The following is a 20,310-nucleotide window of genomic DNA, read 5'->3' on the forward strand; positions in this document are numbered from 1 at the left end:
ATTTCAATTAAAAATTATCGTTGTATTAGGAAGAATATAAATAAATATATCCATAAGATATCGACAAAATGCCAATATTGTGAGGTTAGTTGAAATCTTAATAATCGCTTACTGGTCACTTGATATTTTTGACCATAAGCCTGAACCAGTGCCACAGTAAGAATGCCAATTCCACCAAGTACATGGGCTGCATGAAGTCCACTGATCACATAAACAAATGAACCTGATGGATTTCCAGCAAGGTCAATACCAATACTTTGCATTGCTATCCAACCTTGATATTGAAACATTATAAACATCATAGCTAAAGCCATTGTAGCAATTAGAAATAATTTATAACTTTTCTCGTTTCCCTTTTTAAAGTTCGAGTAACTCATATGCAATGTGATACTCGAAAGCAATATTGAAAATGAACTGTAAAGAAAGACTGAAGGCAATTTAAATTCAAGCCAATTTCCTGCTGACTGTCTTACTACATATGCACTTGTCAAAGAAACAAACATCATTATTATACTTGCAAAACCTGCCCATAAGGCAAATTTCACCGGTGGTATTGTTGATTTATTTTCTGAAGTTGCTATTGATGTACTCATTTTAAAATAATTTATCAAAGTAAACGACTCCTAAAGCGATTGCAAGATAGACTAAAGATGCAAACATTAGTTGCAGCGCAGACTTCCTTGTACCATTTCTAAAAAGATTATATCCAAAATATGCAAAGCCGATAGCAGATACTATCATAAGTACCAATGCATAAAAACCAATTAAACCAGCATAAAATCCAAAAATTGCAAGTGGTATAAAAAGAAAAGCATATATAGCTGCATGGATACCAGTATTTGGATCCCTTTCGCCATCCTTACTCGCAATTAACTTATAACCAGCAAGTTGATATTCGTCATATCCCAACCAACCAATGGCCCAAAAGTGAGGAAATTGCCAAATAAATTGTATTGCAAATAGAAATATACCCATTTGATCAATATGTCCCACAGCCGCCACATTTCCAATTAATAATGGAATTGCTCCGGGAAAAGCTCCTACTAAAACAGCAATAGGGGAATATCTTTTAAGCGGTGTATAAACAAAAGCATAAGATATTACAGCTAAAGCTCCAAGTAATGAAGCTAGAACATTGAAATATGCTAAACAGACCATACCTAGAACCCATAAGACTCCTGCGACAAATACGGCATGAGATACTGACATTCTGCCAGCAGCCAAAGGTCTGTCGGCAGTGCGCTTCATCAATTTATCGTAGTCCTTTTCAAGAACTTCATTTAATGTATTTGCAGCTGCAGTAATGCAGAATCCTCCAATGAAAAGCAATACAAACTTAAACCAGTTAATCGGACCTGATAGTGATGCCATGTAAGACATCATCGCCGAGAAAACTACAAATAGTGTGAGTTTATACTTAAATAGAATAGCATAATCCATCAACCAATTTGATTGACTTGATTTAATACTATCTACTGCTTCTCTTGACATTATTTCTAAAAAATATTATTTGTTATTAATGTGTAACCTCTTCACCTTCAGCGTAAGGTGTGATCTGAGTAATGAACTCCTTTCCATCCTTACCATAATCATATGCCCAACGCTCTACTTTAGGCAATTTGCCATGCCAGTTACCGTGAACTGGTTCAATGTCGGTAGTCCATTCCAATGTGTTGGCTCCATAAGGATTCTTTTCAGTCACCTTCTTGCCTCTCCAGATACTATAAAAAAAGTTAAAAACCCAAAGTAACTGAACGCAAAATACAAGGATTGCAGAGATCGTTATGAATTTATTCATATCACCCCAACCTGAGAAAGCATCGAAATTGTCAAATCTGTAATATCTTCTTGGTACACCAGCGATTCCTAAATAATGCTGAGGCCAAAAAATACAATAAGCACCAACCATTGTGATCCAAAAATGTATTTTAAGGATGGTTTCATTCAAATATCTTCCGAACATCTTAGGAAACCAGTGGGCGACTCCCGCAAACATACCAAAAAATGCTGCTACACCCATTACTATATGAAAGTGGGCAACCACAAAATATGTATCGTGTAATGGAATATCTAGTGCTGAATTACCTAGAAATATACCTGTAAGACCTCCAGATATGAAAAAACTCACGAAACCTATACTATATAACATTGGAGCATTCAACCTGATATTACCACCGAATAAAGTAGCAATCCAGTTAAATACTTTTACAGCTGAAGGTACTGCGATGATGAGTGTAAATATTACGAAGAAATTAGAGATGAATGGATTCACACCTGACATAAACATATGGTGCGCCCAAACTATAAATGAAAGAAAAGCAATTGCGAGCATTGAGAATACCATAGCCTTATATCCAAAAATAGGCTTTCTAGCATGTACTGACATTACTTCAGAAACTATACCCATAGCAGGTAATATGATAATATAAACTTCGGGGTGTCCTAGGAACCAAAATAAATGCTGATATAGAATAGGACTCCCCCCAACGTTTTCTAAAGCAGCTCCTTGAACAAAAATTTCACTTAGGTAGAAACTTGTGCCCATACTTCTATCAAATAACAATAAAAGAACGCCAGAAAATAATACAGGGAATGACAATACACCTAGGATAGCTGTAACTAAGAATGCCCACATAGTAAGTGGCATATTCCACATACTCATACCTTTTGTACGAAGATTCAGCACTGTAGTAATATAATTAATACCGCCCAGTAATTGAGAAACAATAAATAAAGACATACTGACTATCCAAAGTGTCATACCTCCCTTAGAACCTGAAGATGCTTGAGGCAATGCGCTTAAAGGAGGATATGCTGTCCAACCGCCTGAAAATGGACCCGTGCTTAAAAATAAAGATGCTAAAAGTACAATTCCTGCAAGGAAAAAGAACCAATAAGACATCATATTCAGCAATGGAGATGCCATATCTCTTGCTCCTACTTGCAATGGAATAAGGAAATTACTGAATGTACCACTCAGCCCCGCTGTCAAAACAAAGAAAACTAGTATCGTACCATGCATTGTAACAAGTGCATAATAAAACTCTTGTGAAAGTGTACCGATTCCAGCATCATTTACAACGATCCATTGTCCTAACAAAGGTTTTAACCAAGACATATCAGCTTCAGGAAAACCTAATTGCAGTCTGAAAATCACTGACATTGCAGCACCTATCACTGCCCAGATAATACCGGTAATAAGGAATTGTCTGGAAATCATTTTATGATCCAAACTGAAAATATATTTGCCTATAAAACCCGATTGGTATTTATCTCCTTCATGGTGGTCGTGAAAATGGTCATCATAACCATTCTTTTCGATCAGTTCTTCGATCTCGTCTCCTACTACTACCTTATAATTAGACATAGCTAAAATTATTTTCTGAATTATGTATTATTGTACTTTAACTTCTGATTTCGTTGAATCCGTTACCTCACCAGCAGGTTTCTCAGCTGCATCTTCCTTTTTAAACTTAGAATCCATAGGGATTACTTTACCTTTATTGGGATCATCAGCATTTTCACGCACATTTGCCATATAATATGATCCCTGAGCTTTAACCCAAGCATCGTACTGTTCTGATGTAACAACTCTTACAGGCCTTCTCATCGCAAAATGACTAGATCCACATAACTCTGCACATGCTAATTCAAATGTAAATGTCTCCCACTTCTTTTTACCAGCTGGATCAGTAGGATCAGCAGGAACATTCCACTCAGGATATTTTTTCAAATTCATTTTGTATTCTTCCGAAGTGATAGTCGGAGTAAACACAAAATAAGTCGGTAATCCTGGCACTGCATCCATTTTTACTTTAAAATGGGGAAGATAAAAAGAATGCAATACATCTCTTGATGTTATTCTGACTCTAACTTTTCTGCCTTTAGGTAGCACTATTTCATCAGGTTTGAAATCATCTTGATTCTTCGGATCGTTCCAATCCTGACCTAAATCATTAGTTGCTGTAATCAGTTTGAAATCTCTTGTTCCTAATTTACCATCCAGCCCTGGATATCTCAATATCCATGCAAACTGCATACCAGTAGCTTCAATCTCTATATGATTATCATTTGGCACGACATCAGACATTACTTTATTCCAAACCACTAAACCATTTATTACTAAGTAAGCCATAACAACTGCTGGTGCAGCAGTCCATATTACTTCGAGTTTATTATCATGTGGCATATATAAAGCCTTTGCTCCTTTTGTGTACTTGTATTTCCAAGCAAAATAGAATAAAAGGATGTGCGTGATAATAAAAACAATTCCTGTAGCCCATAGAGTTACATTGAATAAGCCGTCAATATAAGAAGCATGTTCTGAGGCAGGCAACAAAGGTCCATAACCTAACATGAAATTTTTATAGTGATAAGCAGAATAAACTGTTGCAACTAAAAAGACAATCATGAATGCCAATAATGCCCACGCAGTATTATTATTTGACTGTTCGAGCGCTGCTTCTTCTCCTTTTATCCTCTTGATCATCTCATTGATCTTAGACATCTGGAACACAACCAGACCCACAAGGATAAAACAACCAAAGATTATTAATGCTGTCATTGAAATAGATTATTTTTTGTTATATATGAACTTAGTCATTATTTTATTACTGTACGTGATGATGCAAACTTTCAGGTAAAAAAGGGTCATTTTTAGGTCTGAGACTCACTTTAGCCATCTGAGACAATGTCACAAAAAAGAATAATGCTAAAAATCCCAACATTGTACCAATCTCAAGCAATCCTGGTAATGTAAAACCAGCAGTATAGTTACTTACATGCTCTGCAGCATGACCAGCTGCTTCTGCACCGTGCGCTGCACCAACTCCCATCTTTTCCAATGCTTCCTGAGCCGTATGCAATGTACCAGGCTTAATCATCAAAAAGAAATCCCACCAATGACCGAACAACACCAAAAGACTTACAAACACTAGTGATCCGTATTTACGTTTAGTATCATTTCTTATAAAAATCAAGAATGGTAATACAAAGTTTACTATCAAATTACCCCAGAATAAAACGGGATAATGCATCATTCTTTGGTTAAAATAGATTGTTTCTTCACCATTATTTGCATACCAAATCAACATAAATTGACTAAACCACAAATAGGTCCAAAAGATGCTAAAAGCAAAAACCATCTTTCCAAGATCATGCAGGTGCTCAATCGTAATGAATTTAGCAAAGCCCTGGCTTTTTAGAAAAATAATTGTTAGAATAGAAACACAAAACATAGAAACTACCCAAGATGCAGTAGCGTACCATGCAAACATCGTACTGTACCAATGGGCATCCAAGGACATTATCCATTGCCATATCATAGCCGCACTTGAAAAACCAGCTATTGGTAGGAAAATAGCTGAAGCTACTTTCATCTTATTGTATTGAGTTAGATCATTTATTCCACCGTTGGTGTCCTGTTCAATTGAAAGTGCTCTCATTCTTATGGCAAAATATATCCATGAACCAAGAACAATTATTGTTCCTAAACTATACCAGGTCGGATTCAAAAAAGAAGATTTTCCTTTAAGGATCACATCTTTGGCTACTTCTTCAATATCTGCCCAGTGATACAAATGATGGAAATGTCCCCAAACTCCAGCAACAATGATTAACATTAGGCCCAGTCCAACTACCATGAATAAACTATAAGCTTCCCATATTCTTTTGAATACCACAAACCAACTTGCATACGTCAATATACCCATACACATCAAGAAAAGAGCTGCAAAACCTATACCTGTAAAGAACATAGAGTTGTGCAAAAAGTTTGTCCAGAATCTTGTATGCAATGCATCATCATTGAACCAGGTTAAGGCCATACAGATTAAGCCCAGTGCCATAAAGGCAAATAATAAGTTTTTGTATTTTGATCTGAATATAAATTGATCCATGCCCTTTGCTTAGTTTTGAGTCGTTTTGATATACTATTTACAACCTATTATATTAATGTTTCACTACTGAAGTATCAATAGTTGTTTTAACAAGTTTTGCTGCAGTTTCTGCATCAACTTTAAAATTGGGATTTACACTGTTCGAAGCGATAAAATCTGTTTTATTCAATGTATTTTCATTTTCATCGTATTTAAGACCTTTAGCTTGTGCTTGTAGAGATCGAATATACTGAATCACTTCCCACCTTTCCTTGTATGAAAGTTTATCAGAATATGCTCCCATTACATTCTTTCCATGCATAATAGCGTGATAAAATCTTCCATTACTTGCAGCAATAAATTCATCACTTACAAGGATAGCAGGTTGAGCTGGATACTTCCCGTCATCTCTTACAAGGTAGCCGTTTCCATCAGCCTTTTCACCATGACAAATTCCACAATAAATATCATACAACGCCTTACCTTGTGCAAGACCAGCCTTGGTGATCGGATAAGGATTTAAACGGATCTCATTTATAGCACGTAATCTGTCATCATCTGTATCTGCATAATAATAAGGAACTGCACCATTGATTGTTTCATGGTCAAATTCACTTTGAACTGAATCAGGGACTTTCCCATTACTATATTTTGCAAGACCAACATATCCTCTTGGAATTGTTCCGGGAATCGGAGATCTAGGCTGGGCATATTTCAGATAACTGTTCATATCCCATCTGTTGTAATAAAAGAGATCAACCGTATTTGCTTCATAGGCAATTGAGTGGCCCATATCCATCATGTATTCATGACCTGTATTATTACCTCCAGCTGGACCACAACTTTCTAAAAAGAAGGTTCCACCTAAAAGTAAAGCTGCAAAAAATGCTATATTAGTATATTTCTTCATATTCAAACTAAGCGTTTAAACTAATTTAGTGTCCACCAAAGAGGCGCCATGTTTTTGAAAAAATGAACGAATTGAATTTCTCAATTCTTCATCAGCACCTGACATATCAAAAGATATGCAAAATTTATCATCTGTAATCCGATCGTGTAAAGTTTCTGCTTTAACACCAGGACCCAAGCCACAAACCGTATAAAATGTTACTACCATTCCAATAGAAGCGAACAATACTGTTAATTCAAATATTATTGGCACAAATGCAGGAAATGAAAAGTAAGGCTTACCTCCAAAGATTGTTGGCCAATCACGTGTAAAAATCCAAGTCATACCAAAAAATGCAGTCAATGTACCTGTTAAGCCATAGAAAAAACCAGCGATATGTAATCTAGATTCTTCCAATCCCAGCAATGGATCAAGACCATGCACAGGAAAAGGAGTATATACATTGTCTATTTCTATGTGAGCATGCTTTGCATCTGCCACCGCTGCCAATAATTGGGTCTCATCATCGAATAACCCAAACAATATTTCTTTATTTTTGAATGCCATTAGCTTCTATCTATTTAATTTAATGATGATCTACTTGAGCCCCCTCTGCAGAATGGCTCTCATGACCTAAATTTTTACCCCTATATTGATCACCCGCAGATTTCAATATTGCTTTTACTTCAGCAATAGCAACCACCGGAGCAATTCTTACGAATATTAAGTAACATGTAAAGAACAAACCGAATGTTCCTAAATAGATTCCAATTTCATTCCAGGAAGGATAATAGTAACTCCAACTTGATGGCAAATAATCTCTGGCCAATGAAGTCACAATAATCACGAATCTTTCAAACCACATTCCTATATTCACAAAAACTGACATAAAGAAAGTCCACCAAAGGCTTCTTCTTATCTTTTTGCTCCAAAATAATTGCGGTGTGAGTACATTACAAGCCATCATACCCAAATATGCCCACCAATATATACCAGCTGCTCTGTTAGCGAATGCAAACTGCTCATAAACAAATTGGGAATACCAAGCAATAAATAACTCAGTTAAATATGCGACACCAACAATTGTTCCTGTCAAAAGAATCACTTTATTCATAGATTCTACATGGTTTACAGTAATGTAGTCTTCTAATTTTAAAGCCTTTCTTGTTACTAACATCAATGTCTGAACCATAGCAAAACCAGAAAAGATAGCACCAGCAACAAAATAAGGAGGGAAAATCGTCGTATGCCAACCCGGAATAACAGAAGTAGCAAAGTCAAAAGATACTATCGTATGTACAGAAAGTACTAGTGGAGTTGCGATACCTGCCAATACAAGACTCAAAGACTCGAATCTCTGCCAGTGTTTTGCTGCTCCTGTCCATCCAAAAGAAAGAACATTATACATTTTTCTTCTAAAACCAACTGCTCTGTCTCTCAATGTCGCGAAATCTGGTACCAAACCTGTATACCAAAATAATAAAGAAACGGTAAAATAAGTAGAGATCGCAAATACATCCCAAAGTAATGGAGAATTAAAGTTGACCCAAAGTGGGCCTCTTGTATTTGGAAGTGGTGCAAAATAAAACAACAACCATATCCTTCCTACGTGAATAACTGGAAACATAGCTGCACAAATTACGGCAAATATTGTCATTGCCTCCGCAGCACGGTTAACCCCGGTTCTCCATTTTTGTCTAAAAAGCAAAAGAATGGCAGAAATCAAAGTTCCTGCATGACCAATACCAACCCACCAAACGAAGTTGGTAATATCGTAACCCCATCCAATGGTTCTGTTAAGGTTCCAAGCTCCTACACCGTAAAAAATTTGCCAGCCAACACAGAATACAAATACTGCCAGCAATGTGACAGCTAAAATGAATCCTACTATCCACTGACGGGTAGGGGCTTTTTCAGATGGAGCGCAAATATCTTCAGTAATCTGATGATACGTCTTACTCCCCATGATTAACGGTTCCCTAATCGGTGAAACAACTATAGACATATGTGATATATTTTGCTAATGTTTATAATATTCTTTAAATCTAAATGCTCAATTAACTCTTAATAAGTCGATTATGCAAGATCAGCATTTTTATTAGTTAATCTCATTTTGTAACCAACTTTCGACCTTACATTGATCTCTTCAAGTGCAAAGTAAGTAGTAGGATTTGACCACTCTGTATTCAAAATACCATCTTTTGTATTTTGATCACCGAAAATAATACCACCTGTTGGACAAGCTGCAGCACATGCCGTAGTAATGTCAGTTTCTTTTAAAGGACGAGATTCGATTTTTGCACGAAGTTTACCTTCCTGAATACGTTGAATGCACATAGAGCATTTCTCAATCACCCCTCTTGATCTTACGGTCACATCCGGGTTGAGCACCATTCTTGTAAGGTTATCCTCATAAAATAATGTTTCACCATCAGGCATAACATTCTTTTCATTTTTTCCGAAAAGATCCGCTGTTGTAAAATCTGACCAGTTGAATCTTCTGACTTTATATGGACAGTTATTTGCACAGTATCTGGTTCCTACACATCTGTTATAGGCCATTTGATTCAATCCTTCTGCACTATGGTTAGTCGCATTTACCGGACAAACATTCTCACATGGAGCATTATCGCAATGCTGACACATCATTGGCTGATAAAATACATTTGGAGATTCTACATCTCCATAATAGTATCTATCTATTCTTAACCAAGTCATCTCATGATGACGATGAACTTCATTTTTACCAACTATAGGTACATTATTCTCTGCGACACAGGCTACCTGACATGCTCCGCAACCTGTGCATGAATTTAAATCGACACTTAGACCCCAATGATGACCTTGTTTATATAAATCATCATGGCCGGGGTACATTGTTTCATTATTTAAATGACTTGCCTCAGCTCTAAATTCTTTTAGTTCCTTTACCTTTTCTGCAAAATTGGACATATCAGCAGATTTCAATATACTTCTGCCTGTCAAAGATCCTTGATAACCTGATCCTAGAGTCATCAAAGCCTTCTCATCCACATTTATAGTCTGGTTGCTTTTATCTTTCCCTGTTACACCCAGTGTATGATGATGTTGGACTGAAGCGTAGTGTGCGTCTTCACCTCCAGTTGGTGTTATATCCACCTTGTCGTTCCAGTATCTTACATTTCCATCTGAATCTCGGGATAATGTATTCATTACGCAGTTACCTACATTTTTAGCACTTGCATTTCCTTCTTTTCTGCCATATCCAAGAGGAATAGCCAATGTATCAGACATTTGACCGAATTGTCTCACAATTGGCATGTTTTCAACATTTACTTTACCGGATTTGAAATGCACATATAAACCATCCTTATTTAGATCTTTATAATAATCAAACCTACTGTCACCATCCCATTTCAATGGAATATGGACTACACTTGTCCATACAGTGCGTGTAATAGGATCTGGCAATTCTTGTAGCCAAGGATTGTTAGCATAAGCGCCGCATCCTACACCCATTGGCTCATAATACTTAACTTCCACTCCTGTAGCAGGCTTAGTTACTCCAGCAGCAATAGAGTTAACATCTATAGAAACTGATGCACCACCAGCTTCAGCATTTAATTCAATAAGTCCATTATGCAAAGTATTATCCCAAAAGCTTTGGAAAGAAGAAAACTCGTTCTGCAAAGAGAATAAAGAGCCTTTCCACGTATTTTGAATATATGCATCATAATCTGTAACTCCAGATTTCGCCCACTTCAAAAGAGTAACCTCAGCTTGTCTTGTCGCAAATAAAGGAGCAATAGTTGGCTGCATTACATAATAAAAATTCTTTCTCGGTTGTGCATCTCCCCATGATTCTAGAAAATGGTTGGCAGGTGCTACATATTTGCATAATGCACTGGTTTCGTTAGGATTAGTAGATAACGAAACAGATAAACCTACTTTCTTAAGACCTGAAGCAAAGTCTGCACTTTCAGGAAGATCGAATGCAGGATTGGCATCACCCATAATAATTACGACATCTACTAAATTACTATTCATGTCTTTGATCAAATCAACGATATCACTGTCAACACCTTTTCTTTGATTTGAATAGTTGTTAAGATCTATTGTCTTACCATAATTACCTAACAGATCATTTATCTTATTAATAATGATTTGCTCTGATATATTATTTGAATCAGAAATCACTAATGATGACTGGCCTTTATTTTTATTTGCCCAAAGATCTTTAGCTACAGATGAAAAGGATTTTTCAGCCTTAGCATTCTTAAGAGACCCTCCTGATGCAATGCTTGAAGCACCTGCTAATGCAGCCACAGCGTTATATAATTTAACAATAGCTGTACCCTGCTCGGATGGTCTGATCAACATTCTATTATCTGCGTTCGATCCAGTATATGACATATTGCTCTCATACTGAATAAGGCGGCTCATGTCCGGCTTATTGAAATCTTTAAGTTTTCTTGTTTTTGTCCAAGCAGCTGAATATTCAACCGGAGAAACCCAGGTACCTAGAAAGTCAGCACCAAAATTTACAACTATGCTTGCATTTCCAAATTCATATCCTGGAAAAACGCGTTTACCAAAGGATCTTTCATTGGCAATGATGATTGCAGATGAAGAAAATGGGTCGTATGTTACATGTTTCGTACCAGGATAAGCAGCTGTAAATTGAGCGATTGCTGCCATCATAGAAGGACTTGTTATCGAATTAGAAACTAATCTTATTCTAGCAGCAGGTGTAAGCTTTTCACCAATCTGTTGATCTAGGTCTGACCAACTAATTTTCTTATAATCCTTCCCTTTATTCTGTCCCGCAAAGCGATATCTTCCTATGTCATAAAGATCTAATACAGATGCTTGAGCTCTTGCGCTCGTTCCACCTTGAGAGAATTTGCTCAAAGAGTTACCTTCTATTTTGATTGGCCTACCTTCACGAGTTTTCACTACAATTGGTAGAACGTCATTTCCTTTAATGAAAGTTGAAGAATAATAGTTAGCTATACCAGGGACGATAGAATCGGGTTTTGTAACATAAGGTATCGCTTTTCTAATTGGAGATTCGCAACCGGCTGCGATTGTAGCTGCGCCGATGCTAAACCCTAGATATTTTAAAAAGTCCCTTCTATTATGGCCTTGAGTTGATGCATTTTCTTCTTCACTAGCTATATTATTGAGAATAGGCAGATCAAAAAATTCATTTCCAGATGCCTTTACAAAAGATTCATCCTGAGTGAATTCCTCACTGCTTACCCAATAATCTTGTTTTATTTCGCTCATATCCTTTTATATAATAAAGAATTCTAATATTTAATTATAAGATTAATAGTGACATTTTTGACATTCAAGACCGCCTACGTCAGCTACAGTAACTTTATCACGTTTACCATCTTTTAATTCCTGATGATACCTGATGTAACTGTCATAATAAGGATTTTCATTGAACTGAACATCGGTTTGTCTGTGACAATTAATACACCATCCCATTGAAAGAGGGGAATATTGGCGTAATGTTTCCATTTCAGCTACTTTTCCATGACAATTAGCACAGTCGATCTTACCTACAGTGACATGTTGGGAGTGATTAAAATAGACATGGTCAGGCAAATTATGGACCCTAATCCATTCAATGGGGCCTTGAACTTTTGACTTATTTGGATTAGTTAAAGAAGAAACAATACTGTTCCATTGATTTTTAACAAAATCTTTACCTTCCTCATTCATTGAAGTGCCTTCATTAAGTAGATACTGATTTTTAATCCATTTTTTATAGATAGCTCCCACATCCTTTTGTGAAAGTGAGTTATAGTTCTCGATATATTTGTCCGTACTTGGATCAAAACCAATTGAGGCAAATATCTTGGTAATTTCTTCCGTCCCATATTGAGATCCTTTTTTAATTGCCTTATGGCAATTCATACAAGTACTTGTAGGAGGAATGACAGATTGCTTACTCCTGCGGGCTCCATCATGGCAAAATTGGCAATCAATTTTATTTATTCCTGCATGTGTGACATGCGAAAATTTTATTGGTTGATCAGGAGCATAATTCTGTTGACGTCCCAAATTAATCGCATTATTAACTGTGGTATAACCACCCAAAACAATTAGTGCAAATAGCACTACTCCTATTACTGATTTAGATGTCAACAACTGCATTACAGTCTTTTTCTCAACAACTTCACCTTCTTTCTCTTTTTCAATTCTGTTTAAGCCTCTTGAAATACCTCCCAATACAATTGCTAATATAGCAAGTAGACCAAAAATAGCAAAGTAAATCCAAGTGTTATCCTTTGGGGCAACTACTGCTGTATCTGCTGCCACACCTGCGGCTTTGGGAGGGTAAGAGCCATCAATGACCCCATTTGTGTAAGCTAGAATATCATCGATATCCGCATCCGACAAAGTAGGGAATGCTGTCATCACAACCGGCTTGTATTCATTCCAGATCTTTACTGCCTGAGGATGACCTTCAGCTATCATAGCCTGTGAGTTCTTGATCCATCTGTAAAGATCTTCCTTAGGATATGCTGCCCAATCCGACAATCCAGTCATAAGCGCTGGACCGGTCAGCTTATCTTTCATGTTCTTATTGTGACAAGTGGCACAATTGGCCTTAAAAAGGTCTTTTCCCTTGTCAAGATTGGCTGCTGTTACTGCACTAAGCGAAAAAATAGTGAGTAGAAAAATAACAATTGACTTCAAACTGCGCGTTTTTAAATATTTCGTACAATTAATCATGCTTAAGAGGTATAGATTGCAATACTTAATATAATTCTTCAAAAGATTAATCACGCAAAAATAACCAACTGTTAAATATTTTAACTATTTCATGAAAGAAATATAGCTATTTAGATTATTTCTAATTAAGATTAGTTGGCAAATGCTTTGAAATCAAAATATTAGATTTTACAAGTACTTGATAATGATACATATAAATTTATAATATTTGATATCCGACCAACTAATGGTATAATCCTAAAATATTTAATGTTGGAATTAATTCTAATTTCACTCAATTAAAAACATTAATTCCTTAATTTTCTTAACTAAAAGACATAGAATATCTCAAAAATAGGATTTTCTCAGATAGAGACTTTCGCCTTAATATGAGGATGTGGATCGTACCCAGTTAGGACAAAATTTTCAAACTTAAAATCATTGATATCTTTGATGGAAGGATTGATGGTAATCAAAGGTAAAGATCGCGGGGATCGGCTTAATTGAAGTTTCGCCTGCTCAAAATGGTCTGAGTATAAATGAGCATCTCCAAATGTATGTACAAAATCTCCATATTCTAGGTCACACACCTGAGCCATCATCATAGTCAACAAGGCATAAGAAGCAATATTGAAAGGGACTCCAAGAAAAACATCGGCTGAACGTTGGTATAATTGGCAAGACAATTTGCCATCCGCAACATAAAACTGAAATAAGCAATGGCAAGGACTCAAGGCCATTGCATCCAGATCTGCTACATTCCATGCATTTATGATGATTCTGCGTGAATCCGGGTTATTTTTTATGGTATTAATTGCAGTTAATAATTGATCATAAGTTTTGCCATCTGCTCCTTCCCAACTTCGCCATTGTTTGCCATATACCGGACCAAGATCGCCATTTTCATCTGCCCATTCGTCCCAGATGCGCACTTCATGATCGTTAAGGTACTTTATATTAGTATCTCCTTTGATGAACCAAAGTAATTCATAGATAATAGACTTAAGGTGCAACTTCTTAGTAGTCAACATTGGAAATCCCCTGGATAGGTCAAATCTCATCTGATGCCCGAATATACTTTTAGTACCGGTGCCGGTGCGGTCTGCCTTAAAAGTCCCATCTTCAAGGATTGTGCTTAATAAGTCTTGATATTGTTTCACCTTTTTAATTCTAAATTATAAATGATCTAAAATGGGTAATGGGTAATGGGTAATTGGCATTCGGTAATGGGTAATCGGTAATGTTACACATATATTATTATTCATTATTCATTATTTATTAGAAACTACCTTCTCAATTTTGCCAACCCCGTGATCTCCCTTACTTCATCAATCGTCTGTTGTGCTTTTTTCCTTATCTGAGCGCTACTTGCAAAAACTTGCTCCTTTACGGAATCTTCATTTTCACGGATATGTTGCAGATTATTTTTAAATTTTTGTGTTAATTCGATAAGGGCTTCTGCCACATCGCCTTTTAGCGCTCCATATTGAAGACTGCCACTCTCCCACTTTTCGAAATTGACTTTATAAGCTTCAGTTTTATTGCAAGCTTTAAGTAGTTCAAAAAGGTTCTTAACACCGGGGCTCATCACTCCGGACTGTGCTTCACCTGAGTCCGTCACTGCTGACTTCACTTGCTTAGTGATGATATTTGCATCACCAAATAAACTAACAAAATGCTTTTCTCCAAGACTCTTGCTCATTTTCTTTTCAGGATTTGCTAGCGACAACAACTTTGGTGTTTCAGTAAATAAAGCCTCGGGACTTCTGAAATAATCTACTTCAAAATTATTGTTAAATCGTTCAGCAATATTACGAGAGAGTTCTAAGTGCTGCTCCTGATCTTTGCCGATAGGAACGTAATCTGCTTTATATAGTAATATGTCTGCAGCCTGCAGCACCGGATAAAACAACAAACCAGCCGAAACCAATGAATCCTTTGAGGTTTCCTTTGTCTGATCACTTTTGTCTTTAAATTGTGTCATTCTGGTCAATTCTCCATACGAACAAACACAAGAAAGGATCCATGTGAGTTCTGTATGTTCTGGTATTAAAGACTGAATAAAAAGATTTTCAGCTTTAACGCCACATGCCAGTAATTGATAAACCATTCTCCATGAATTATTTTGAAGGTTCTCAGCTTTATAAGGCATTGTCATAGAATGATAGTCTACAACGGAATAGGTACATTCGTAACTTTCCTGTAGATCTACCCAGTTTTTAATTGCACCAAAATAGTTTCCTAAGTGGAGCTCACCTGTGGGCTGGATGCCGGAGAGAATTTTTTTCATTGTTATTTTGTATAATATTTTTTAATTCGATATTAATTAAAGACTCCCCCCTAGCCCCCTCAAAAGGGGGAAATCTGACCAACTTTATTTTTGCTTCAGATTTTGCTTCTTCAAATATACCTTTTTGATTTTAAAGCAATATAATTGACTTCTGACCATTGAAAACTGAACACTGAACACTGACTTACTGACCAATGACTGCAATCACGGAAATTTCAATATTCACAAACTTCGGAAGTGCTGCAGCCTGGACTGTTTCACGTGCTGGAGTTTCTTCACCTGAGAAATATTCAGCGTAAACTGCATTTATCCTTGCAAACTGATTCATATCCGCTACGAAGACTGTTGACTTGACGACATGGTCGAAAGTAAGTCCTCTTGCTTCAAGAATGGCTTTCAGATTACTGAATACTTGCCTTGTTTCCGTCTCAATATCGTCTTGTATCAATTCTCCGCTGACAGGGTCCAAAGCTATTTGGCCGGATACGAATAACATCCCATTAGCTTCGACAGCCTGACTGTATGGCCCTATTGGAGACGGAGCATCCGGAGTATAAATTATTTTTTTCAAAGTAGATTATTTTATTAGGAAAGGCCAAATATAAAAAAACCTGACCTCTTGTGAAGATCAGGCAAAAATTTATTTTCTGAGACGATAGGTAGTTGTACTTAACCCTCGGTGTCCTCGATATCTTTGGCTGCAGCAGCCTCTATTACCTTTCTTCCTCTGTAGAATAATGCACCTTCAGACCAATGTGCTCTGTGCATCATGTGGCTCTCTCCTGTAGTCTTATCTGTTCCAACAGTAGGCAAAGTCAAACTATCGTGCGTACGTCTTTTCCTTTTTCTTTGTTTAGAGTGTCTCCACTTTGGATTTGGCATTGTATTTTAATTTAAATATTATACTAATTATTCTTCACTATCTATCTGCAAACCTGTAAGGTTAGACCAGATATCTGTCGAAGTCTTTATTTCTTCTTCTTCATCATCCCAACCGCTTAATCTGTCCAGGACAGTATCATCGCAAGGTCTGGGCTCCTCATCATCACAATCGTAAGTCTTCTGGATCGGCAGGCCGACTATAATACTATCAAGAATGATCTTGGCAACATTGAGTTCGGTGGATTCTTTCATTATATAAATGATGTCTCCATCGTCTAGTTCCTTATCGGCGTATTTGATCAGTATCTCATTATTTCCTGTGATAGGAAGATCAATGTCGGCAGTGCATCTGTCGCAAACAGTCTTCCAGAATCCCTCAAAATCAATATTGAGGATCATCATGTCCATGTTCTTGTCAATGACAAGATTTACTTTGAAATTGCCGGATTCTATGAGTTCAGTATCGGACAATTTGAAAAAATCGTCATTGATATCAAACTGATATTCATGCAAACCAATATGTAAGCCTTTGACTGGCAAGGTAAACTGATCAAAAAAAGCCATTCCTATTCATACTTTTACAAATGGACTGCAAAGGTAATTTTTTATTTTTAAATTACAGCACATATATATAAAAAAAATTTATCCTTGTTCTAATACCTAAAACATTTTAGAAGTTACATAATTTCAGTTTAAACAAGAATCTCAAAGTTAGCCGAAATCCCACTTAAAGAAAATATATACCATCATTTATATTTAGCCAATAAAATATACTGATAATCCAATGACACGTCATCCGATCGTTCTATTGTATAGCCTGCTTCTTTAAGCTCTCTTTCTGCTCGGTTGAGCCCTACCCTTTCTTCATATGGAGGACCAAATGGAATAACTTTCCTTTTATAATCAATAATCAATATCCTGGCTTTAGGCCTGAGGTACTTTTTTAAATTGCGCAGATAGGTCGTTCTGTCCTGAATATACATATAAGTGTTGGATAGAAAAACGATATCGACGCTTTGAGGCTGGAGTTCAGGATCTGAAGGTTTTGCAAGTTTAATTTCCAATTTATTAGAGATGGAGGTATCCAGCTTTTGGGACAACATCCGCATCCTTTCAAGCGGTCCTTTGTCAATATCAACAGCGATGACTTTCTTTGCCTGTTGCAATAATCTAAATGTGAAAAAGCCTGTTCCGGCACCAATATCTGCGACCACCTTGTCTTTCATGTCACCAAGGAGCTCCATAACCATCTCAGGTTTTTGCCAAATCACCCTGTCTGGTTCATTGTCTGACTGATCAAATTCCTTAGGGTTGATATTTGTATCCGTATCAGGTCGTGTTATGTCCTGAGGAATTTCCTTTACTTCTTGTTTGCAGGCCGAAAATAATCCAAACCAAACACATAAACCCACGATGACAAAAATATTACGAGGCATCCTTTATATTTAAGATGAAAGCTGACACAAATTTAATATCAAAAATGAATTATACTCATAGACTTTAAATTAATCTAACATTTTTATTAATTCGTTTACCTTAAAAGGATATTCGAAGCTTGGAAAAAGATGAATGATGGATTAAAATATTTATCATTTTGAAAATATTATAATTTTTGAATAAACTTTTGTTAAAATTATTGAAATGTAGGGAAATGTTTTATACTTGTAAAAAAGGTATTCTAAGATATGTTAGTGAGTAACAAGATCATAGCTGCATATGGAGGTTCAATCAATGAATATGAAAAAGGAAGCTATATTTTCTATGAAGGAAGTAAACCGAACTACTTTTTTCAGGTCATAAAAGGGAGTGTTAAAGTGATACAATATAATGACAAGGGAAATGAAATTCTATTGGGGTTATTCAGTTCCGGAGAAACTTTTGGGGAACCACCTTTAATAGCAAACAAACCATATCCAAGCTATGCTGTAGCCTATACAAATGTAGAATTGTATAAAATATCGCGTGACAATTTTTTGAAAATATTGGATATTTATCCGGAGATAATGAAGCGCCTTCTTTTCTCCCTTTCCAATCGAATAATAGCCAAATCAAATTCTTCAAAAATTTTGATTTCTAATAATGCAGAGGAGAAACTATTGCGCTTATTTTACAATTTAAAAAATGATCAAGGGAACATTTCTCCTATGATTGTGCCCTACACTCGTCAGCAAATTGCCAACATTACCGGACTCCGTGTAGAAACAGTTATTAGAACTATCATTAAATTGAGTGGTGACAATAAATTAAAAATCGTAAACCGTAAAATACAAATTTGATATATGTTTAAATCCGAAATTAAAACCTGGGTAAGAATATGCATTTTCAATTTAATGATCGTTGCTGTTTTAGGTTCACTGATGCGCTTCAAAATTGCATTTGAATTTCCTTTTTTCGTACAGAAAAATTTGTTACATTCTCATTCGCATTTTGCTCTTTTTGGCTGGATATCTTTTATCTTGATGATACTCATAGCCAATAATTTAGGGGATACTATTTCTGAAAAAGATACCAAGCAATTCAGAATTATTTTTATTGGTTCTCTTATATGCGCTTACGGTATGCTTATATCATTTGCACTTCAGGGTTACGGACTTTTTTCAATTTTCTTTTCAACATTATCTATACTCCTGTCATTTACATTTGGTGGACTATATTATAAAACAACCAGGAGTCTCGAAAATACAGTTAGTAGAAAATGGTTTTTAGCAGCAATTGTATTTAATATTATATCAGCAGTCGGAATATGCTATCTAAGTTATATGATGGCTTCAAAAAACTATGATCAGCATTTGTATTTGGCGTCTGTTTATTGGTATCTACATTTTCAATACAACGGCTGGTTCCTATTTGCAGTGGTTGGACTAATCATTCATCATCTTGAAATAGCCAAAATATACATTAAGCATGAAAAAATAATTTTCCGGACTCTCGCAATTAGTTGCGTACCAACATATGGACTTTCGGTATTATGGCTAGATCTACCAATTTGGATATTTTTGCTAGTAATTATCGGAACAACCTTACAATTATTAGGTAGTTACAGATTGGTATCGGGGATTATTTCAAAAAAAATAATTTCGAATTTAAAACTAAACCTGACTACGAAAATCCTTTTTGGAATATCCGGCATGGCCTTTTCATTAAAGATATTGTTGCAAACTTTTTCCACTGTGCCGGCAATTAGTAAATTGGCTTTCGGTTTCCGTCCAATAGTCATTGCCTACTTACACCTAGTTTTATTAGGCCTCTTTACACTTTTCATCTTAGGTTTTTTAATCACCGAAGGATATATCCGGTATTCCAAACTATTAAAAGTTAGTGTACTTACTTTTGTATTCGGAGTATTTTTAAATGAAATCTTATTGGCATTTCAGGGTATTTTATCATTTGGCTATGTGATCATTCCATACGATAATGAGCTATTGCTATTAGCAGCTATTATAATGTTCTCGAGCATGCTGATGGTATTTATAAGTCAAGTTATGAAGAGACAGTCTGTATAATTGATATCTTCAATGTCAAAGCAAATGATTTTAAAATTCATCTTGACCTTGATTGCTAAATATTGTTAGATGGTTAGCGAGACTCAACCTAACATCTTGAATTTTTCAGAAAGTTGTTAATGAGGGGATTCTGTTTATCGCTTTTAGAAGTTTAATTCCAGC

At 36.1% G+C, this 20,310-nt stretch carries 18 protein-coding genes; 2 read left to right on the forward strand and 16 right to left on the reverse strand.

Annotation, left to right across the window (positions count from 1 at the left end; translation table 11 throughout):
* Positions 1 to 14: 14 nt before the first annotated feature.
* From IPI15_RS10285 to IPI15_RS10360, 16 genes are all read right to left on the reverse strand, one after another.
* Positions 15 to 593, reverse strand: coding sequence for a cytochrome c oxidase subunit 3 (locus IPI15_RS10285; RefSeq protein ID WP_287420166.1), 579 nt, complete (start codon positions 591 to 593; stop codon positions 15 to 17).
* Position 594: 1 nt separating this feature from the next.
* Positions 595 to 1,491 carry a heme o synthase gene (gene cyoE, locus IPI15_RS10290; RefSeq protein ID WP_287420167.1) on the reverse strand — a complete coding sequence of 299 codons (897 nt, stop codon included), beginning with the start codon at positions 1,489 to 1,491 and terminating at the stop codon, positions 595 to 597.
* Positions 1,492 to 1,516: 25 nt separating this feature from the next.
* Positions 1,517 to 3,367 carry a cytochrome c oxidase subunit I gene (locus IPI15_RS10295; protein WP_287401505.1) on the reverse strand — a complete coding sequence of 617 codons (1,851 nt, stop codon included), beginning with the start codon at positions 3,365 to 3,367 and terminating at the stop codon, positions 1,517 to 1,519.
* A gap of 27 nt (positions 3,368 to 3,394) precedes the next feature.
* Positions 3,395 to 4,564 carry a cytochrome c oxidase subunit II gene (locus tag IPI15_RS10300; RefSeq protein ID WP_287420168.1) on the reverse strand — a complete coding sequence of 390 codons (1,170 nt, stop codon included), beginning with the start codon at positions 4,562 to 4,564 and terminating at the stop codon, positions 3,395 to 3,397.
* Positions 4,565 to 4,610: 46 nt separating this feature from the next.
* Positions 4,611 to 5,897 carry a hypothetical protein gene (locus IPI15_RS10305; RefSeq protein ID WP_287401507.1) on the reverse strand — a complete coding sequence of 429 codons (1,287 nt, stop codon included), beginning with the start codon at positions 5,895 to 5,897 and terminating at the stop codon, positions 4,611 to 4,613.
* A 52-nt stretch (positions 5,898 to 5,949) separates the two neighbouring features.
* Positions 5,950 to 6,786, reverse strand: coding sequence for a c-type cytochrome (locus IPI15_RS10310; RefSeq protein ID WP_287401508.1), 837 nt, complete (start codon positions 6,784 to 6,786; stop codon positions 5,950 to 5,952).
* Between the two features lie 15 nt (positions 6,787 to 6,801).
* Positions 6,802 to 7,332, reverse strand: coding sequence for a DUF3341 domain-containing protein (locus IPI15_RS10315; protein ID WP_287401509.1), 531 nt, complete (start codon positions 7,330 to 7,332; stop codon positions 6,802 to 6,804).
* A gap of 19 nt (positions 7,333 to 7,351) precedes the next feature.
* Positions 7,352 to 8,770 carry an NrfD/PsrC family molybdoenzyme membrane anchor subunit gene (nrfD, locus tag IPI15_RS10320; RefSeq protein WP_287420169.1) on the reverse strand — a complete coding sequence of 473 codons (1,419 nt, stop codon included), beginning with the start codon at positions 8,768 to 8,770 and terminating at the stop codon, positions 7,352 to 7,354.
* A 71-nt stretch (positions 8,771 to 8,841) separates the two neighbouring features.
* Positions 8,842 to 12,033 carry a TAT-variant-translocated molybdopterin oxidoreductase gene (locus IPI15_RS10325; protein WP_287420170.1) on the reverse strand — a complete coding sequence of 1,064 codons (3,192 nt, stop codon included), beginning with the start codon at positions 12,031 to 12,033 and terminating at the stop codon, positions 8,842 to 8,844.
* Positions 12,034 to 12,075: 42 nt separating this feature from the next.
* A complete protein-coding gene (locus tag IPI15_RS10330) occupies positions 12,076 to 13,458 on the reverse strand; it encodes a c-type cytochrome (RefSeq protein WP_287401512.1) in 1,383 nt (460 codons plus the stop codon).
* 380 nt (positions 13,459 to 13,838) lie between these two features.
* Positions 13,839 to 14,633: a thymidylate synthase gene (locus IPI15_RS10335; protein ID WP_287420172.1), complete on the reverse strand. Its 795-nt coding sequence runs from the start codon at positions 14,631 to 14,633 to the stop codon at positions 13,839 to 13,841.
* Between the two features lie 125 nt (positions 14,634 to 14,758).
* Positions 14,759 to 15,763, reverse strand: coding sequence for a tryptophan--tRNA ligase (gene trpS, locus IPI15_RS10340; protein ID WP_287401514.1), 1,005 nt, complete (start codon positions 15,761 to 15,763; stop codon positions 14,759 to 14,761).
* A gap of 184 nt (positions 15,764 to 15,947) precedes the next feature.
* The gene (locus IPI15_RS10345) at positions 15,948 to 16,334 is read right to left on the reverse strand and encodes a RidA family protein (RefSeq protein WP_287401515.1); all 387 of its coding nucleotides are present in this window, start codon (positions 16,332 to 16,334) and stop codon (positions 15,948 to 15,950) included.
* Between the two features lie 98 nt (positions 16,335 to 16,432).
* Positions 16,433 to 16,645, reverse strand: coding sequence for a 50S ribosomal protein L32 (gene rpmF / locus IPI15_RS10350; RefSeq protein WP_287401516.1), 213 nt, complete (start codon positions 16,643 to 16,645; stop codon positions 16,433 to 16,435).
* 27 nt (positions 16,646 to 16,672) lie between these two features.
* Positions 16,673 to 17,209: a YceD family protein gene (locus IPI15_RS10355; protein WP_287401517.1), complete on the reverse strand. Its 537-nt coding sequence runs from the start codon at positions 17,207 to 17,209 to the stop codon at positions 16,673 to 16,675.
* A gap of 182 nt (positions 17,210 to 17,391) precedes the next feature.
* Entirely contained in the window at positions 17,392 to 18,081 is a 690-nt protein-coding gene (locus tag IPI15_RS10360; RefSeq protein WP_287401518.1) for a class I SAM-dependent methyltransferase, read from the reverse strand.
* A gap of 249 nt (positions 18,082 to 18,330) precedes the next feature.
* On the opposite strand from IPI15_RS10360, the gene IPI15_RS10365 reads away from it, so the two are divergent.
* Entirely contained in the window at positions 18,331 to 18,921 is a 591-nt protein-coding gene (locus IPI15_RS10365) for a Crp/Fnr family transcriptional regulator (protein ID WP_287401519.1), read from the forward strand.
* A 3-nt stretch (positions 18,922 to 18,924) separates the two neighbouring features.
* On the forward strand, positions 18,925 to 20,148 hold the full coding sequence (locus IPI15_RS10370) for a hypothetical protein (protein WP_287401520.1): 1,224 nt from the start codon (positions 18,925 to 18,927) through the stop codon (positions 20,146 to 20,148).
* Positions 20,149 to 20,310: the final 162 nt, after the last annotated feature.

The sequence above is a fragment of the Candidatus Brachybacter algidus genome, assembly GCF_016707225.1.
GTDB classification, from domain to species: domain Bacteria; phylum Bacteroidota; class Bacteroidia; order Chitinophagales; family Saprospiraceae; genus Parvibacillus; species Parvibacillus algidus.

Excerpts from the sequence above, each read along its gene's own strand:
- IPI15_RS10285 (WP_287420166.1), bottom strand. The coding sequence starts at position 593 with ATGAGTACATCAATAGCAACTTCAGAAAATAAATCAACAATACCACCG.
- cyoE (WP_287420167.1), bottom strand. The coding sequence starts at position 1,491 with ATGTCAAGAGAAGCAGTAGATAGTATTAAATCAAGTCAATCAAATTGG.
- IPI15_RS10295 (WP_287401505.1), bottom strand. The coding sequence starts at position 3,367 with ATGTCTAATTATAAGGTAGTAGTAGGAGACGAGATCGAAGAACTGATC.
- IPI15_RS10300 (WP_287420168.1), bottom strand. The coding sequence starts at position 4,564 with ATGACAGCATTAATAATCTTTGGTTGTTTTATCCTTGTGGGTCTGGTT.
- IPI15_RS10305 (WP_287401507.1), bottom strand. The coding sequence starts at position 5,897 with ATGGATCAATTTATATTCAGATCAAAATACAAAAACTTATTATTTGCC.
- IPI15_RS10310 (WP_287401508.1), bottom strand. The coding sequence starts at position 6,786 with ATGAAGAAATATACTAATATAGCATTTTTTGCAGCTTTACTTTTAGGT.
- IPI15_RS10315 (WP_287401509.1), bottom strand. The coding sequence starts at position 7,332 with ATGGCATTCAAAAATAAAGAAATATTGTTTGGGTTATTCGATGATGAG.
- nrfD (WP_287420169.1), bottom strand. The coding sequence starts at position 8,770 with ATGTCTATAGTTGTTTCACCGATTAGGGAACCGTTAATCATGGGGAGT.
- IPI15_RS10325 (WP_287420170.1), bottom strand. The coding sequence starts at position 12,033 with ATGAGCGAAATAAAACAAGATTATTGGGTAAGCAGTGAGGAATTCACT.
- trpS (WP_287401514.1), bottom strand. The coding sequence starts at position 15,763 with ATGAAAAAAATTCTCTCCGGCATCCAGCCCACAGGTGAGCTCCACTTA.
- rpmF (WP_287401516.1), bottom strand. The coding sequence starts at position 16,645 with ATGCCAAATCCAAAGTGGAGACACTCTAAACAAAGAAAAAGGAAAAGA.
- IPI15_RS10355 (WP_287401517.1), bottom strand. The coding sequence starts at position 17,209 with ATGGCTTTTTTTGATCAGTTTACCTTGCCAGTCAAAGGCTTACATATT.
- IPI15_RS10360 (WP_287401518.1), bottom strand. The coding sequence starts at position 18,081 with ATGCCTCGTAATATTTTTGTCATCGTGGGTTTATGTGTTTGGTTTGGA.
- IPI15_RS10365 (WP_287401519.1), top strand. The coding sequence starts at position 18,331 with ATGTTAGTGAGTAACAAGATCATAGCTGCATATGGAGGTTCAATCAAT.
- IPI15_RS10370 (WP_287401520.1), top strand. The coding sequence starts at position 18,925 with ATGTTTAAATCCGAAATTAAAACCTGGGTAAGAATATGCATTTTCAAT.